Source organism: Sphaerisporangium corydalis (assembly GCF_025506355.1).
Lineage (GTDB): Bacteria > Actinomycetota > Actinomycetes > Streptosporangiales > Streptosporangiaceae > Sphaerisporangium > Sphaerisporangium corydalis.
Map to the genome: position 1 here is coordinate 1 of NZ_JANZYP010000059.1, position 16,937 is coordinate 16,937.

A 16,937-nucleotide genomic window follows, 5' to 3' on the forward strand; every position below is an offset into this window, starting at 1 on the left:
CAGTCCGAGACCGAACGCCGCCAAGCACTCCCCAGCTGGCTCCACACCTACAATCACCACCGCGGCCACACCGCACTCAACGGCCAACCACCCGCCAGCCGCGTACCCAACCTCACAGGGCAGTACAGCTAGACAGCAGGACCGTCCGGCCGGACGCGGCGCGCTCGCGCAGGAAGGTCCTGATCCACCGGATCCCCTCCGGGTCCAGGCCGTTGACTGGCTCGTCCAGGATCAGGATCTGCGGGTCGCCGAGCAACGCGACGGCCAGGCCGAGTCGGCGCCCCATGCCCATCGAATAGCTGCCGACCCGCCGGCGGACATGACCCTGTTCGGCGAGCAACGCCTGAGCGCCCTGCTGGCCGGATGCCGGGACATCGACGCCTCCGCCATCGTCGAGCGCCTCAGCCAGGCGGTCATGACCCACTGCGACCACGACCCGGCCGACGACATAGCCCTGCTAACCCTGCGCGTCCCACCCGCGCCCTGACCGTTTCCCTTTACCCGTGCACGAATCGGGTGATTCGTGCACGGTCATCGTGTACGTGACCCTAAAGGCGGACAGCCCCAGGCGCGGCGTGTGTTGGAAGAGGGCTTTCCCGGACATCACGCGCTCGTACGCCTTCAGGGCGTCGGCCTGCCGGGGGCATGGCCGCCCGTCGGCCTGAGAGCTTGACCGTTCAGTGGCATGGCCGCCTTGCCCGGGGGCATGGGGATGGACGAGGTTCACCTCCTGCCGGTTGCCGGAGGTAGCCCGTCGCTCCTGACCCCGGCGATGCCCGGCCCCCGCCACCGTGGGGACCTGATCCCGTCACCGTGAGTCACCGGGCAGGAGGCCCCATGGAGCTACGTCAGCTGCGCTACTTCGTCACTCTGGCCGAGGAGCTGCACTTCGGCCGAGCGGCCGCCCGTGAGCACATCGTGCAGTCCGCGCTGAGCGCGCGTATCAAGCAACTGGAACGCGAATTGGGGGTGCGCCTGCTGGAGCGCAGCACCCACCACGTGTCCCTGACCGCGGCCGGCGCGGTCTTCCTGCCTGAGGCCCGCCAGATCCTGGACCGCGTGGAGCGGGCCCGCGCCGCAGCCCGTGGCATACCCGTCCGGCTGCGTGCCGGGATCCTCGACGCCAACCACGACTCCATGCCCCAGATCCTGCACCACCTCCAAGCCCGCCACCCCGATTTGGTCGTCGACCAGATCGAGGCGGGTGTACCCGAGCAGTACCGCCTCCTGGCCGGCGGCCGCCTGGACGTCGGCATTGGCGCCGCCACCCATGCGCCGCCCCAGATCGCCTCTCGCCTGGTGCGCCAGGACCCGGTGGGCCTCCTGTTGCCCGAAGGCCACCGACTGGCGGCCCGGCAAGCCGTGCCCGTGGCCCTGCTGGCCCGCGAACCCCTGCTGATGGCCACCGCATCACAGGCACCGGAGTTCAACCAGGTCATTGCAGGCATGTGCCGGGACGCCGGCGTCATCCCCACTCTCTACGAGGGCACCGTGCAGAGCGTCCGCGGCGCGGCCGGGCTGGTCGCCCGGGGCCGCTGCCTGTACGCCGTCCCCATGTCCTGCGCGCTTGCACTACCGGCCACCACTTGGCGGCCCCTGGTCGAACCCGCTCACCTCTACCCCTGGTCGATCCTGTGGCGCGCCGACGACCAATCGCCCCATCTGAAGGCCGTCGTGGACTGTGCGCGCATCCTGGCCCGCGCGCTGGGCTGGCTGCGAACCGGCGACCGGGTGGCGGCGTGAGCTCCCGCCTCCACCGCCTAACTCGGGTGCGCGCTTGGCTCTGACGCCGGCTGGACCTAGGCTGAGAGACGAGAAGAGGATCCTTCCCCTCTTCATCCTTCGCACCATCTGGGGATTGCGCGTTTTGCGATCTTCGTGCCGTCTTGACCCCGCGGTGCCGAGGTTGATGTGAGCGTGTAGCCCTGCCGATAGAAGCGTCTGCGGACCTCTACCGGCGGGTCGGCCGCGCTCGCGTCGGATCTTCATGTGATGCCTGCTGAAAGTGGGCGACATGACCCCCCTTGTCATCCGTGCCGTTCACGATCGGGGCTGTAGCGTCCTGTCGGTGGCGGGCGAGCTTGACGCCTTGTCCCGCCCGCAACTGGAGCGTGCTTTAGACCGGTTGCGCGCCGAAGGGCACCAGCGCGTCATCCTGGACGTGGCCGAGTTGAGCTTCTGCGACAGCGCTGGACTGCGGCTGATGCTGCTCAACTCCCACCGCTGCTTCGAGGCTGGCGGCTGGTTCGGGCTGCGCGGCATTCACCGTCCCGTGTCTCGCCTGGTGGATCTGCTGGGGGTGCGCACACAGGTGGTCACCGACGCGCCGTTCACCTACGTCCTGGCCGCTGAACGCGAGCGCATCTCGCCCTGTTCCGCCGGGGAGCGGCCATCGGGCGTGGAGACCGAATCGGGCCATCCGGTCAGCCTGGGCCGGACCGGGCGGTAAGCCGGTGTGCTTGGATGAAGCTCAGCCTCATGCGGATCAGTCGGCACCTGCCCGGCGAGCGGCACTTGGGCTTAGACGGTGAGGGTTGATGAGCACGCGGCGCCCGACCGCGGTGTGGGAATCGATCATTGCCGAGGCCCACGCTCAGCGCAGGCCGGTGAGCATCGAGACGGTGTGCCACACCTGCGCGTGGGCGCTGCGCGCCCACGGAGTCGCGGTCGCCCTGACCGGCACGCCCCTGGGCTATGAGCCATTGTGTGCCAGCGGCCCTGCCGCCTACCAGGTGATGGAGGCTCACGCCACCCTCGGCGAAGGCCCTGCCATCACCGCCCTGACCGATCAGCGGCCCATCCTGGTGCCTGATCTGGCCGAGGCCGACGCACTGCGTCGCTGGCCGCTGCTCGCCCCCGCCGCTCTCGAAACCGGAGCCCAGGCCCTGTTCGCCCTGCCGATGATGCTGGGGGCGATCTCGGTCGGCGTGCTGGAGATCAGCCGGGCGGACGCGGGCTGGCTGAGCCCCGAGGATCTGGCCGACGCGCTCACCTTCGCCGACATCGCCCTGCTAGTGCATATCCAGCACAACGCAGACCAGGAGCCTGACGGCACGCCCGCCACCCATGGCAGCCGGATCGACGACACCGTCATCGACGGCGTCCCTGTCGACGGGCCGCATCGGGACTACGGCACCGTCGAACGCTGGGCTCAGGTCCACCAAGCCACCGGCATCATTGCCGTCCAGGCGGGCGTCGACCTGCGCACCGCGTTCCTCCGGCTGCGCGCCCACGCCTTCGCCGTCGATCGCAGCCTGCGGCAGGTCGCCGCCGACGTCATTGCCCGGCGCCTGCGCTTCCCGGCGGAGCCCCGATGAGACACCGCACCGCTGGCCATTCCCGTCGCTATCTCCGCTACCCAGATCCCCGTCCTGGCCCTCGTTCCCGGGACGGTCTTGGGACGGTATGTCATGCTTAATTACCCGAGGTGAGGCCGATGCTCGACCGCAAGACCGTCCAGACCTTCGTCGAGCTCGCCGACACCCTGGTGGTCGGCTTCGATGTCATCGACTTCCTGCAGATGCTCGCCGAGCGGTGCGTGGAGCTGCTGGATGTCGACGCCTCCGGCATTCTGCTGGCTGACGCGCGCGGTTCGCTGACGCTGGTGGCCGCCTCCAGTGACCAGGTGCGGCTGCTGGAGCTGTTCCAGCTGCAGACCGAACAAGGCCCCTGTCTGGACTGCTTCCACACTGGGCAGATCGTCACCTGCGCCGACCTGATGGCCGAGCCGCAGCGGTGGCCGCGCTTCGCCGAGGCCGCCCGGCGCGATGGCTATGCCGCGGTCCAGGCTTTCCCGCTGCGGCTGCGCGACCAGACGCTGGGGGCGATGAACCTGTTCAGCCATACTCCAGGGGCGCCATCGGCCGACACCAGCGACGTCGCCCAGGCCCTGGCCGACGTGGCCACCATCGGCATCACCCACGAACGTACCCTGCGCCACCACGAGCTGGTCACCGAGCAGCTGCAGTATGCGCTCAACAACCGCGTCCTCATCGAGCAGGCCAAGGGCATGCTGTCCGAACGCGCCCAGATCAGCGTGGCCGAAGCTTTCATCCGCATGCGGGCCCATGCCCGCAACACCAACCAGCGGCTCGCAGTGGTGGCCGCCCACGTGATCGAGCAGGATCTGCTCCTGGTCGACCTGCTGCACGCCCAGAACCGCACGCGTGAGGACGAGCCCCGCACCTGAGCGCCCACAACCTCCGCGACCCGGTTCTGGAACCCGATCTGTTGGTATCGGGCCTCCCGAAGGAGCAGCGGCCCGTCGAGAGGATCCGTCGACGCACACGGCACGCTGCCTCTGCTCTCCTGCGGGTCCAGCAACCGCCCCTCTTCATCGAGGGGCCGGATATAGGTCTTGACCAGGGCGCATTCTCTCCGTAGCGCCGGTGTGAAACCGGATGGGCACGGGTCGTAGCGATCGCCGGTCTGTGACCGATAAGTTCATGGATCCTCCAGTTCCGTCGTGGCCTGTGCGGGTCATGGGTGTGGATGGTGGCGGTGGTGGGAGTTGCCAGATGAGCGGACCGGATGAGGGTGAGCCGTCCTTGCCGCCGGGTGACCGGTCCGGGGCGGCTACGGAGGTGCCGATCGCCGCTGCTCAGGACGGGGTGCGTCAGTGGATCCGCCATGCCGCCGCGGTGTCGGTGCGGGGCGCGGCCTGGGGGAGCCCGCGAGCGATGCTGGTGGGGTTGTGCGTCAGCGCGCTGGTCCCGATCGCGCTGGCCGAGCCGGGGCTGCCGGCGGTGGCGGCCGGGTTGACCGTGGTGGGTTCGGTGGGGGGCAATGTGCTGGCCGGCCTCATCAGCGAGTCCTTGGCCGCCGCCCGGGCCCGTATGCGCTTCCCTGCGGACCCGGGGTCGACCGATCCGGACGCCGAGCCTGGTCCCGATGCCGGGGCCGGGGGCGGAGGCGGGCGGGATGTGGGTGGCGCGGTTTTTGCCGAACGGGTGGGTGAGGAGATCGCCGCCCGGATTGAGAGGGTCTTGGCGGCCCAGGATGAGCAGGCCGAGGTGCTGGCCGGCGTGCTGGTGTTGGTACTGGAGCGGATCGAGGCGACCGCTGTGGTGGTCGGTGAGATCGTGGCCGGCGGGCAGCAGCAGTTGTTGCGGGAGCTGATGGCCGCTTTCGCCGGCCTTGGGGGGCAGGTGGCCGGGGTCGGCCGGCTGCTGCGTGGCCTGGACGGATCGGTGCTGCAGGTTCAGCAGACCTTGTCGCGGCAGGACGCCGAGCACCGCTTCGACCGCTCCCAGCGGCAGTGGGTGATCGCGTTGCTGCTGGAGTTCCACGAGCAGCTGGCCGAGGTGGCCCTGCGGTTGCCCGGCGCTTGGACGCCGGTGGATCCCGGCACAGCGGATCCCGGGACGGCGGAGCCGGTGAGGCGGTCGGCGGCTTGGGCGGGGCGGTGCCCGTATCAGGGGCTGGCCCCGTTCGGGCGAGCTCAGGCGGCGGTGTTCTACGGCCGGGGCCAGGCCATCGCCCGGTTGCTGAGCATGGTGGCCGTCCCCGCCGCCGGCGGGCCGATCATCGTCACCGGGGCGTCGGGGGCCGGGAAGTCCTCGCTGCTGCAGGCCGGGCTGTTGCCCCAGTTGAGCGCGGCGGCCCCCGGCGCGCCGGGGGCGGCTTATGGCACGGCCGGTTGGCCGCAGATCTCCTTCACCCCGGGGGCGCGGCCGTTGCAGGAGCTGGCGGTGCAGTTGGCGGTGCGGTGCAACGCCGACCCTGACCAGGTGCTGGCCGAGTTGCGTGCCGATCCCGCTCAGGCGGTGGTGCGGCGGGCCCGGCAGGTCCTGGCAGCCGAACGGATTCGCCGCGCCCCCGGCAAGGGGGCGCCGGGGAGAGCAGATCAAGGGCCGCTGCGGCTGGTCGTGGTCGTTGACCAGTTCGAGGAACTGTTCACCCTGGCCACCACGGATCACACGGGTGAGCGCACGGGCCGGCCCGCCGATCTGGGGGAGCGGGGGGACGGGGGAGAGGCTGAGGCGTTCGTCGCCGCGCTGGAGGCGCTCGCCGCCCACTCCGGCGCTGAGGCTCAGCTGTCGGCCGGGCCGGGTGGGGGTCTGGCGGAGCGGGGGTTCACCGGGCAGGTGCTGCGGTCCGCGGCGGTGGTCGTGGTGATCGCGGTCCGTGGTGACTTCATCGACCGGTGCGCCGCCTACCCGGTGTTGGCCCGCGCGCTGGAGGAGCGGGCGTTTGTGCTCGGTCCGATGAGTGAGCAGGAACTGCGCCGGGCGATCACCGGGCCGGCGGCGGCCGCCGGGCTGGCCGTAGAGGACGGTTTGGCCGAGCAGATCGTCAGTGACCTGGCCGGTCATCTGCGCGCCGGAGGCGCCGGGCCGGGTGGGTCCGGAGGTCCTGCAGGGTCGGCGGCGGGGGCGTTGCCGCTGCTGTCGATGGCGGCGGCCCGCACCTGGGACGAGCGCGAAGGCGGCCGGCTCACCCACGCCGCCTACGATCGGGCGGGTGGGGTCGCCTCCGCGGTCACCGACACCGCCGAGGAGGCCTACACCCGGCTGGATGGCCGGCAGCGGCAGACCGCGCAGCGTGTCCTGCTGGCCTTGACGATCACCGGAGCCGACGGACAGGTCAGCCGCCGGCGTGTCCCGCTGACCGAACTGAACCAACTGACCGAACCGGCCGGGGTGGATCGATCCGCCTCCGGCGACCGCGACCACGCCGCCCAGGTGCACCGCGTGGTGGAGGCGTTCACTGGTGCCCGTCTCATGACCACCATGGCATCGGCCGGGTCGAGCGGCCGGTCCCCGGAGCCGGGATGGGGGTCGGGGTCGGCGACCGGATCGGCTGAGCCGGGCTCCCGCACAGGGTCCATTCCTGTGAGCCCGCCCATCGGGTCGCTGCCGCCAGGGGAAGGCTTCTCGGCGGCCGGGCCGCCCGCGACGGTCGAACTCGCCCATGATGTGCTGCTGGCCGCCTGGCCCCGGCTGCGGTCGTGGCTTGCCGCTGATGAGGCGGACCGGATCCTGCACGGCCGGATTGTCCATGACGTGGCCGAATGGAGCCGGCGGGGCCGCAATGCCTCGTTCCTGTATCGGGGATCGCGCCTGGAAGACGCACAGAACGCGGCTGCACACTGGCGAGCCGATCCCGGCCGCCATCCGGGCTTGGGTCTGTCCGATGCCGCCGAGGCCTTCCTGGCCGCCGGTGCTCGCGCCGCCACCGGGACCCGGCGCCGCTGGCAGGCAGCCGCCAGCGTGCTGGCCGGGCTGCTGGTGGTCGCGGTCGTCACCGCGGTGATGGCGGTTCGTTTCGGCCGCGACGCCGACCAGCAGCGCGCGGGCGCGCTCAGCCGCAGCGCCCAGCTCGTGTCCCGGCAGGCAGCCGCCTACAGCCAAGACATTCCCGACGACCCCGCCACCTCGGCACGATTGGCCGCTGCCGCCTGGTCGATCTCCCGAACCGACGAAGCCGCCGCAAGCATGGCCTCCCTGCTCAGCCGACCCCAACGCGCCGTCCTGACCGGCCACACCGGCGCGGTCACGTCGGTGGCGTTCTCCCAAGACAGGACCCGCCTGGCCTCCGCCGGCGTCGACGAGACGGTGCGGATCTGGGATGCGGCCACGGGCAAGCAGATCGGCGCCCCACTGACCGGCCACACCGGCGTGGTGTACTCGGTGGCGTTCTCCCCCGACGGGACCCGCTTGGCCAGCGGCAGCGACGACGGGACGGTGCGGATCTGGGATCCGCGCACCGGCACCCCGGTCGGCAAACCTCTGACCGGCCACACCCACCGGGTGTTGTCGGTGGCGTTCTCCCCAGACGGCACCCGCTTGGCCAGCGGCAGCGACGACGGGACGGTGCGGATCTGGGATCCGCGCTCCGGCACCCTGGTCGGCAACCCCCTGACCGGCCACACCGAAGCGGTGCGGTCTGTGGCCTTCTCCCCGGCCGGGACCCGCCTGGCTTCGGCCGGCAACGACGGGACGGTGCGGATCTGGGATCCACGCTCCGGCACCCCGATCGGCAACCCCCTGACCGACCACACCGGCGCGGTGGTGTCGGTGGCGTTCTCCCCCGACGGCACCCGCCTGGCCAGCGGTAGCGGCGGCGACGGCAAGGGCGGCGACGGGACCGTGCGAATCTGGGATCCGCGCACCGGCACCCCGATCGGCAACCCCCTGACCGGCCACACCGACTGGGCGTTGTCGGTGGCGTTCTCCCCCGACGGGACCCGCCTGGCCTTCGCCGGCAACGACGGGACGGTGCGGATCTGGGATCCACGCTCCGGCACCCCGATCGGCAACTCCCTGACCGGCCACACCCTCGCGGTGTGGTCGGTGGCGTTCTCCCCCGACGGGACCCGTTTGGCCTCGGCCGGCGATGACGGGACGGTGCGGATCTGGGATCCGCGCTCCGGCACGCCGATCGGCAACCCCCTGACCGGCCACACCGACGGGGTGCGGTCGGTGGCGTTCTCCCCCGACGGGACCCGCCTGGCCAGCGGCAGTGTCGACAAGACGGTGCGGATCTGGGATCCCCGCACCGGGACCCCGATCGGCAACCCCCTGACTGACACCGGCGCGGTGTGGTCGGTGGCGTTCTCCCCCGACGGGACCCGCCTGGCCAGCGGCAGCGACGGGACGGTGCGGATCTGGGATCCACGCTCCGGCACCCCGGTCGGCAACCCCCTGACCGGCCACACCCTCGCGGTGGTGTCGGTGGCGTTCTCCCCCGACGGGACCCGCCTGGCCTCCGCCAGCGATGACGGGACGGTGCGGATCTGGGATCCACGCTCCGGCACCCCGATCGGCAACCCCCTGACCGGCCACACCGGCGCGGTGACGTCGGTGGCGTTCTCCCCCGACGGGACCCGCCTGGCCAGCGGCAGCGACGACGAGACGGTGCGGATCTGGGACGTCGCCCTTCCACGTGATCTTCTTGGCGCCGTGTGCGCCATCGCGGGCCGGGGATTAAGCCCGCAGGAATGGCGGCCGCGCATCCCGGATGCGCCCTACCGGCCCACCTGCCCGGCCTCCCGGTAGCGGCAGGCCATCGCCAGCTCCGCGATCGTGCGACGGCGTTGTGACAGGCAATGTGAATTCCGTGTCCCAACAAGCCCGCGTGTCGTCATCTGCCGGCGTTCGGTCGCGGTGAGCGGCTGGTGTTCGCCGGCCAGGCGGCGGGCGGCGGGGCCGATCAGGAAGGCGAGGCCCAGGATGGAAACCGCAGCCAGGCGGTGCCAGCCAAAGTCCAGCGGGCCCTGTCCGCAACGTCCAGGCTCACCGCCGCCCAGACCGTAGCCGTTGTACGGCTGGCTGCTGGTGCTGGTGCTGGACAACGTCGTTGGCCCCGAAGACGTACGACCGTTGCTTGAGCGGATCTCGGCCGGGCAAGTGCTGGTGACGCCTGCGGGATGGGCCGCCTCGATCTCCTGACCGACCCGCAATGAGGTCAGCGGGCGCCGGAGCGTAGCTCGGCGAACTCGGCGCGCGCCTGCTCCACCACCTCGGGATGGGCTTGGGTCTTGTCGTAGTCGGCGAGCGCCCGGTAGAGGCTGGCCAGCGACGGATTCCCACCCTTGCGCCTGCCGGTGGGGATGATCAGGTCCATGCGGATGTCCTGGACTCGCTCGCCGGCAGCACGGCGCCGCAGGACCGTGTGGAGCATGTCTTCGGTGACGACGACGGGCCTGCCTCCAGCCGATGCCGTGTGGGTCAAGGGCGGCGGTGGCCTGCTTGACAGGTATTCGGCCTGTCGGTAGGAGTGCTGCAATGAGGTACATTCCGGGGCCGTCGTCCCAGGTCACGCAGGGTGCGTGTGTCGAGCGGCCCAGAGCGCGGTTTCGGCTAGGGACGGCCTCCGAGGAGGCCGTTCCTACTCGACGGCCAGCTTCTTCAGGATCGCCTGGGAAGACCAGCCCTCGATGATCAGCAGACCTTCAGATAACCCTGCCTGGCAGGCAGATATCTGGGCCACTCGTCCTTGGTCAGCGAGCGCCCCGCGGCCGCGCAGACCGACGCGAACGGGTCGGCGACCGGCCGTACGTCCCACAGCCTGATCCTGCCCATGGCGTCGCCGGTGGCCAGCGTGCTGCCGTCACGGCTGAATGTCACCCCTCTGACCGGCTCGGGGTGCACCAGGGGCGGCCCGATCTGGAGCTGGGTAGCGACGTCCCAGAGCCGGACCGTCCGATCCTCTCCCGACGTGGCGAGAACCTTGCCGTCCGGGCTGAAGGCGACGTCGTTGAGGTAGGGTGCCTGGTGACCCAGCAGGGTTCGGCCCATCTGCCGCCGGGCGGCCACGTCCCACAGCCGCGCCGTGCGATCGTCGGCGACCGTGGCGAGGATGGCGCCGTCCGGGCTGAAGGCCGCGCTCTTCCCCCAGTTGTGGTGCCCGCTGACGGGCGGCCCGAGCGGCCGGCGGGTGGCGGTCGACCAGAAAAGAATCATGTTGTCGGTCGCGATGGTGGCGAGCGTCTTCCCATCCGGGCTGTACGCCACGGCCTTCACCCACCCCTTGTGACCGGCGTACGGCGGGCCGGTCTCGTCAAGGGTTCGCGTGTCCCAGGTGTGAACGAGTCCGTCGAATCCGCCCGTCACCAGCTTCCGCCCGTCGGGGCTGAAGGCGACGGAGGCGATCACGGCCCCGTCCGCGGCCAGTGGCCCACCGATCTGCGCGCCGCTGGCGAGGTCCCACAGCCGGGCCTCTCCGTGTCCGTTGCCGGGGGCCCACCCGCTTTCCAGCGTCCATTGGCGTTGCCCCGAGCCGGCGGCCAGGAGCCGGCCGTCGTCGCTGATGTCCACACCGTTGATCTCCCAGGGCAGCTCGTACGGCGCCCGGATCGGCTTCCGGGTGGCCGCGTCCCACAGGCCGACCCTGCCGTCGTATCCGGCGCTGACCAGCGTGGCGCCGTCCGGCGTGAACGCCAGGTCGTTCACCGGCACCTCACCGTCGCCGAAGGCGGTGCCGAGCTGCCGTCGCACGGAGATGTCCCAGATCCGGGTCACCTGGTCGGCGCCGGCCGTGGCCAGAGTCCGCCCGTCAGGGCCGAACGCCACGCCGAAGACCTGGTCGACGTGCCCGTTGAGGGGCTGGCCGACTTCGAAGCCCGTGCCGACGTCCCACAGGCGGGCCTGCTTGTCGAGGCTTCCGGTCGCCAGGAGGGTGCCGTCCGGGCTGAAGGCCACGGCGTTGACCTCTTGACTGTGCCCGCGGAGTCGCGCGACCTCGCCGCGGGTGCCGACGTTCCACAGGCGGGCGGTGCCGTCGTGATGGGCGGTGGCCAGGAGCGTGCCGTCCGGGCTGAAGGCCACGGCCTTCACGTGGTCGTTGGACGCGATGGGAATGCGGGCGATGTCGTGGTGGGTGGCCGCGTCCCACAGGTGGACGCCGTCGGAGCCGCCCGCCGCCAGGACCTTGCCATCGCCGCTGAAGGCGACGGCGGAGAACACCTGGCCCTCGCTGACGAGCGAGGCGAGTTCGCGCCGGTCGGCGACCCCCCAAAGCCGGACCGCGCCGTCGTCGGCGGCCGTGGCCAGGGTCGCGCCGTCGGCGCTCAGCGCGACCGATTCGATCGTGGCCGATCGTACGCCGATCGGTGGGCCGAGCTCTCTGCCGTTCGCCACCTCCCACAACCGGGCGGTGCCGTCCTCGCTCCCGGTCGCCAGGGTCGTGCCGTTCCGGCTGAACACCACTGAGGTCACGCTCTTGCCGTGACCGGACAGGGCGCGGCCGCGCTGTTCGTAGGTGCCGGTGTCCCACAACCGGACCGTGCCGTCCTGGCTTGCCGTGGCCAGCGTCCGGCCGTCCGGGGAGTAGGCGACGGCGCGCACCCAGTACGTGTGCCCGACCAGGACGTGCCGCGCCGGGTCGGCGAGCGCGTTCAGCATGGCCTGCCTCGCCTCGTCGGTCGGCGCGATCCGCCAGGCGGTGGCGGCCAGACGCAGCGCGGTGGCCGGGTCGATCTCGGAGGCGTTCCTGCTCTGCCCCGCCACCTGCCCCGACAGGGCGATCGCCGCCTGCGTCCTGGCGTCGCCGAAGAGGATGACCGCCGCGATCGCGGCGATCACCGAGATCACCAGCGATACGGTAAGAATCGTCGTGGTCGTGCGGCGCCGCCGGACGACCCGCGCCGCCGCCCGCTCCGCCGACGCGAGGAACTCGGCCGGCACGCCCCCGACCCGCTCCAACGCTAGGGCGTTTGCCAGGCGGGTACCCGAGTACAAATATGCGGGGTCCCGGCCGCTGCGCTCCCAGTCGAGGGCGTCGGACATGAGCCGCTGGCGGATCAGCAGGTCCGCGCGGTCCTCCTCCAGCCAGATGCGCAGCCGTGGCCAGCCCCGGATGAGGGCCTCGTGAGTGATCTGCGCGTTCTGGTCGTCGACGGTCAGCAGCCTCGCCTGGACGAGATGGCTGAGCGCCCGCCGGGACGGTTCGCCTTCGGGCCCGCCGGGGATCGCCTCGGACACCGGCAGCCGCCGCGCGGTGTCCGGAGCGTCGGTGCCCAAATGGACCAGCCGCGTCAGCAGCCCGCGGGCGGCGCGCCGCGCGTCCAGGTCCAGCCCGTCGACCGCCGCGTCGGCGCTCTGCGCCAGCGATCGGGTGATGCCGCCGGTGGCCCGGTAGCCCGCGAAGGTCAGCGTGCCGTCCTGCCGGTGGTGCCACGTCTGGAGCAGCGCGTGCGACAGCAGCGGGAGCGCCCCGACCGCCTCGGCGTGGTCGCGGTCGCTGCGCAGGTCCTCCAGCAGCAGGTCGGCCAGCCCGTCCTGCAGGGTGAGCCCGGCGACTTTGGCCGGCCCTTCGATGACCTCCAGCAGGCGGCGCCGCTCCATCGGGACCACGACCACCGGCCGTTCGAGCGCCGGCACCAGTTCGGGCCAGGCCGCGCACTGTCCGAAGAAGTCGGCGCGCACCCCGAGCACGACCGCCCGAGCGCCCCCGTCCTCCGCCAGCCCCGCCAGTACGTCGAGTAAGGCGCGCGGCGATCCGTCCCCCGCGCTGAAGACCTCCTCGAACTGGTCCACGACGACCACGCGCCCGCGCCACGCGCGCCGGGCGGCCTCCGCGAGCGGCTCGGCGTCCGCCGCCCCCAGCAGACGTCGCAAAGTCGCGCCCGGTTCGGTGCCCGGCTCCATGATCACCACCTCGCGGGTTCCGGTACGGGCGAGCGCCGGCACCAGCCCGGCTCGCAGCAGCGAGGACTTCCCCGCGCCCGAGGCCCCGGTGACCACGAGCAGTCCGCCGCCGCCGACCCGGTCGAGCAGGTTCCCGACGAGCTCCCCCCGCCCGAAGAAGTACCGAGCGTCCGCAGCGCCGTAGGGTTCCAGCCCCCGGTACGGCGGCACCGCCTCCGCCCGTCCGGCCGTACGTCCGGAGCCGCGTCTCGAGACGCCTTTGGAGGCGGCGCGCGCCAGGTCCCTCTCCTCGCGCAGAGCCAGGTACGCCGCGTCCCAGGCTCCCAGGTCAACCAGACCGGGCGGCAGCGGGCGTCCGGACTGGGCCGCCACCCGCAGGCAGGTGTCGACGAAGACCTCGAAGTTGACCCGCTCCGGCACCGTGTCACTGGTGGGGTTGGTCATGTCGCCGACCGTGCTTCTGGCCAGCCGCGTCGGTTCCTCACCGGGCCGCCGCCGCGGCGTCTGCCCGCTGGCGATCATCAGCCCGCGCACCGAGAGCCCCGCGGCCTTCCTCAGGTCGAGCAGCCGACCGGCGAAGCGCGCTGTGGCGTTCTCCACCAACGAGTCTCCGTTCAGCGCCGCTCATAGCAGGTGTCCGAAGCCGCCGGACACGGAACACCCTGCCAAGCGTAGGTCGTGAGCAGCCGATTGCGGAGGGTTTCCCCGCATGTGTCCGAGCGGGGTCGCCGGACACCGAGCCGCACTGCGACCGTCGTGGTCACCGAGCTCCCCGAGCCCGGTTTCGCAGAGAGGTTCTCCCTCTCCACCCTCGAAGGAGCCACCAGTGACCACGTCCCACCCGATCCGAGCCGTACGCCCTACGGCCCGCCTCCTGGCCGTCGTCTTCACCGTCGCCTGCCTGGCGGCCGCCCAGGCGGCCCCCGCCCACGCCGCTGCGGAAGCGGGCCAGTTCAAGGCCGGCCGCTACTTCAACAAGACCTGCGTCAGCAGGATCAACTGCACGTATTACCTCCGCCCCGAAGCCACTCGCTCCGTCACCCGCTCCCTCGACGCACACGGCTGGTCGGCGGGCCTGGCCGCGGACCTGATCTGCTTCCGTCTCCCCTTCGTGTACGGCTTGGCCTGCGAGGCAGCCCTCGCCATCCCGTACCAGAGGGCGCTACCGCACCTGAAGGCGGCCTCCGACCAGGGCGGCTGCTTCACGATCCACGCCAAACTCCCGATCGCCCGCTTCGGCAGCGTGACGACCGACGACCCCGCCTGCTCCTGACAGGGTGCATGTGTCGAGCGGCCAGAGCGTGGTTTCGGCTGGGGACAGTAGCGATGCGACCATGGCCGGATCCGCGCCTGCGGGAATGGTCCGCGGACGGAGCCCCAGCCTTACGCCCGTATGGATCGATGGCTGGCCGGAGAATTCACCCCCCAGCGTCTTCGCTCCACCATCGAGGCGCTGGCATCGGTCGTGGATGATCGGGCCCGTGACTCCTCCATGGCCGAAGAGGCGAGTCGCAGGGTCGCTGACTGTGATCGAAAGATCGCACGGTACAAGGCGACCCTGGATGCCGGTGGGGAGCCCGCTGTGGTGTCGGGGTGGATCACGCAGACCCAGGGTGAGCGAGCGCAGGGCCATGGGCCTGCGTGCCACCTTCGACCCTGAAACCAAGAAGGTGCGGGCCGAGTTGAACCTCGATCCCGCACCGCCAGCGGCATCCCATTGGGATTTGGTTGGTGTCCGAGGGGGGACTTGAACCCCCATGCCCCGTAAAGGGCACTAGCACCTCAAGCTAGCGCGTCTGCCTATTCCGCCACCCGGACAGTGGTGCCTGCACGTGAGAACGTCTCCCCGCGTCGGCTGCACTAGGTTAGCAAACTCCGGGCACTGCGTCATACCGGGATTCCGGCTGGGGTGCGGGAGTCCGGGGGGCGGGAGGGCGGTGGCCTCCGCTGTGGGTTCGCCTGTGGGTTCTGGTGGGGGTGGGTGGGTGCTGGTTCGGGGGTTGGGCGGGAGGATGGTAGGCGTTGGGTCATATCTACTGTCGGGTCATATCTACTGTCATATCCACGTGCGGGCGTTGGGTCGTACCCATGTGCGGGCGGTTGGGGCGTATCTGAGGGCGGGTGTCGGGTACGCAGCGCAGGTTCGGCCCGGGTGCGGCGCAGGTTGTGCCCGGTGTAGCGCAAGTCGTGGCCGGCGCTGCGCAGGTTGTGCCTGGTGTAGCGCAAGTTGTGGCCGGTGTGGTGCAGGTTGTGGCCGGGTGCGGTTGGGCGACCGGTGTGGAGTGGTGGGACGTACTGAGTGAAGGAGCACGTATGACCGCGTTCAACGGTGAGGACGAGGTCGTCGGGCTGTGCCGCGACCTGATCCGGATCGATTCGAGAAACGCAGGGGACAACGCGGGCCCGGGGGAACGGGTCGCGGCGGAGTACGTCGCGGGCAAGCTGGCCGAGGTGGGGCTGGAGCCGCGGATCCTGGAGAGCGACAGCAAGCGGGCCAACGTGATCGCCCGCATCGAGGGCGAGGATCCGAGCCGGGAGGCCCTGCTGCTTCACGGGCACCTCGACGTGGTCCCCTTCGACGCCGGTGACTGGACCCATCACCCGTTGAGCGGGGAGATCGCCGACGGGTGCGTCTGGGGTCGCGGGGCCGTGGACATGAAGAACATGGACGCCATGATCCTCGCGGTCGTGCGGCAGCGGCTGAGCGAGGGCCGCAGGCCGCCGAGGGACGTGGTGCTGGCGTTCACGGCGGACGAGGAGGCCGGCGGCCACTACGGTGCGCAGTGGCTGGCGACCGAGCACAAGGATCTCTTCGAGGGGTGCACCGAGGCGATCGGCGAGGTGGGCGGCTTCAGCGTCTCCGTCGGCGAGGCCAAGCGGCTCTATCTCATCGAGGCGGCGGAGAAGGGCATCGCCTGGATGAGGCTCACGGCCGCCGGGCGCGCGGGGCACGGCTCGATGCTGAACAGCGAGAACGCGGTCACCGAGCTGGCCGAGGCCGTCGCACGCATCGGGCGGTACGAGTGGCCGGTGCGGCTGACGCCCACGGTGCGCGCCTTCTTCCAGGAGGCCTTCGAGATCGAGCTGGAGGCGGACGACGCCGAGGCCGCGGTCGCGAAGCTGGGCCCGCTGGCCCGCATGATCGGCGCCACGCTGCGGAACACGGCCAACCCGACCATGCTGGACGCCGGGTACAAGGCCAACGTGATCCCGCAGACCGCCACCGCGCATGTGGACGGCCGCTTCCTGCCCGGGTACGAGGACGAGTTCTTCACCACCCTCGACGAGCTGCTCGGGCCCAATGTGACCAGGGAGTTCATCTACCACGACATCGCCGTCGAGACCGCGTTCGACGGCTCGCTCGTGCGTGCCATGGCCGAGGCGCTCAACGCTGAGGATCCCGGGGCGCGGGCCGTGCCGTACACGCTCTCCGGCGGCACCGACCTCAAGGCGTTCAGCCGTCTCGGCATCCGCGGGTTCGGGTTCGCGCCGCTGCGGCTGCCCGCCGACCTGGATTTCTCCGGGATGTTCCACGGGATAGATGAGCGGGTTCCGGTGGATTCGCTGAAGTTCGGGGTGCGGGTACTTGACCGCTTCCTGGGCGCCTGCTGACGTCTTCTTGAAAAAACCATTGCCATCACTCCCGGTGCTGCTACGGTAACTTTCCGTTGAGGAGTTGCGCCATGATCGGCCCAGCGTGAGCGGGGTCGATCGCGGAGTTCGGGGAGGTCACGTGGCACGCACGCCGATGGGGCGGCGAAGGGCTGAGTCGCCCGTCGTCGCCGCGTGCGTGCCCGTGACCGCTTCGGACGAGCCGACTCAGACGATCAGGGCGCGGGAGGGCCG

13 protein-coding genes, 1 tRNA gene and 1 pseudogene are annotated in these 16,937 nt (G+C 71.1%); 9 read left to right on the plus strand and 6 right to left on the minus strand.

What is annotated here, in order from left to right:
• The coding region (locus NYZ98_RS31175; protein ID WP_262840876.1) for an integrase core domain-containing protein at positions 1-132 on the plus strand (132 nt) is incomplete at its 5' end.
• On the opposite strand, the pseudogene NYZ98_RS31180 reads toward NYZ98_RS31175, so the two are convergent.
• Positions 128-316: pseudogene (locus tag NYZ98_RS31180) on the minus strand (AAA family ATPase); the annotation flags it as partial. The gene NYZ98_RS31175 and the pseudogene NYZ98_RS31180 overlap by 5 nt on opposite strands.
• Positions 317-319: 3 nt before the next feature.
• Here NYZ98_RS31180 and NYZ98_RS31185 point away from each other — a divergent pair.
• The 5 genes from NYZ98_RS31185 (at position 320) to NYZ98_RS31205 (ending at position 4,189) form a co-directional block, all read left to right on the plus strand.
• Positions 320-487, plus strand: coding sequence for a serine/threonine-protein phosphatase (locus NYZ98_RS31185; RefSeq protein ID WP_262847168.1), 168 nt, complete (start codon positions 320-322; stop codon positions 485-487).
• A 350-nt stretch (positions 488-837) separates the two neighbouring features.
• Complete coding sequence (locus tag NYZ98_RS31190; protein WP_262847169.1) at positions 838-1,743, plus strand: LysR family transcriptional regulator; 906 nt, start codon at positions 838-840, stop codon at positions 1,741-1,743.
• A 271-nt stretch (positions 1,744-2,014) separates the two neighbouring features.
• Positions 2,015-2,449, plus strand: coding sequence for an STAS domain-containing protein (locus tag NYZ98_RS31195; protein ID WP_262847170.1), 435 nt, complete (start codon positions 2,015-2,017; stop codon positions 2,447-2,449).
• Positions 2,450-2,537: 88 nt separating this feature from the next.
• Positions 2,538-3,317, plus strand: a complete 780-nt coding sequence (locus NYZ98_RS31200) for a GAF and ANTAR domain-containing protein (protein ID WP_262847171.1) — start codon at positions 2,538-2,540, stop codon at positions 3,315-3,317.
• 119 nt (positions 3,318-3,436) lie between these two features.
• Positions 3,437-4,189 (plus strand): GAF and ANTAR domain-containing protein, encoded by a 753-nt coding sequence (locus NYZ98_RS31205; RefSeq protein ID WP_262847172.1) that lies wholly within the window; start codon positions 3,437-3,439, stop codon positions 4,187-4,189.
• A gap of 426 nt (positions 4,190-4,615) precedes the next feature.
• On the opposite strand, the gene NYZ98_RS31210 is transcribed toward NYZ98_RS31205, so the two are convergent.
• Complete coding sequence (locus NYZ98_RS31210) at positions 4,616-4,804, minus strand: hypothetical protein (RefSeq protein WP_262847173.1); 189 nt, start codon at positions 4,802-4,804, stop codon at positions 4,616-4,618.
• A gap of 181 nt (positions 4,805-4,985) precedes the next feature.
• Between NYZ98_RS31210 and NYZ98_RS31215 the strand changes: the two genes are divergently transcribed.
• Positions 4,986-8,999, plus strand: a complete 4,014-nt coding sequence (locus NYZ98_RS31215) for an nSTAND1 domain-containing NTPase (RefSeq protein ID WP_262847174.1) — start codon at positions 4,986-4,988, stop codon at positions 8,997-8,999.
• Here NYZ98_RS31215 and NYZ98_RS31220 read toward each other — a convergent pair.
• The 3 genes from NYZ98_RS31220 to NYZ98_RS31230 all read right to left on the minus strand — a co-directional run bounded on the left by NYZ98_RS31220 (position 8,969) and on the right by NYZ98_RS31230 (position 13,691).
• Complete coding sequence (locus NYZ98_RS31220; protein ID WP_262847175.1) at positions 8,969-9,295, minus strand: hypothetical protein; 327 nt, start codon at positions 9,293-9,295, stop codon at positions 8,969-8,971. The genes NYZ98_RS31215 and NYZ98_RS31220 overlap by 31 nt on opposite strands.
• A 113-nt stretch (positions 9,296-9,408) precedes the next feature.
• A complete protein-coding gene (locus NYZ98_RS31225; RefSeq protein WP_262847176.1) occupies positions 9,409-9,624 on the minus strand; it encodes a hypothetical protein in 216 nt (71 codons plus the stop codon).
• Between the two features lie 260 nt (positions 9,625-9,884).
• Positions 9,885-13,691, minus strand: coding sequence for an nSTAND1 domain-containing NTPase (locus NYZ98_RS31230; protein ID WP_262847177.1), 3,807 nt, complete (start codon positions 13,689-13,691; stop codon positions 9,885-9,887).
• Positions 13,692-13,917: 226 nt separating this feature from the next.
• Between NYZ98_RS31230 and NYZ98_RS31235 the strand changes: the two genes are divergently transcribed.
• Positions 13,918-14,364: a hypothetical protein gene (locus NYZ98_RS31235; RefSeq protein WP_262847178.1), complete on the plus strand. Its 447-nt coding sequence runs from the start codon at positions 13,918-13,920 to the stop codon at positions 14,362-14,364.
• A 456-nt stretch (positions 14,365-14,820) separates the two neighbouring features.
• Here NYZ98_RS31235 and NYZ98_RS31240 read toward each other — a convergent pair.
• Positions 14,821-14,909 (minus strand) — tRNA-Leu (locus NYZ98_RS31240).
• A gap of 495 nt (positions 14,910-15,404) precedes the next feature.
• Between NYZ98_RS31240 and NYZ98_RS31245 the strand changes: the two genes are divergently transcribed.
• On the plus strand, positions 15,405-16,703 hold the full coding sequence (locus NYZ98_RS31245) for a M20/M25/M40 family metallo-hydrolase (protein WP_262847179.1): 1,299 nt from the start codon (positions 15,405-15,407) through the stop codon (positions 16,701-16,703).
• Positions 16,704-16,937 lie beyond the last annotated feature (234 nt).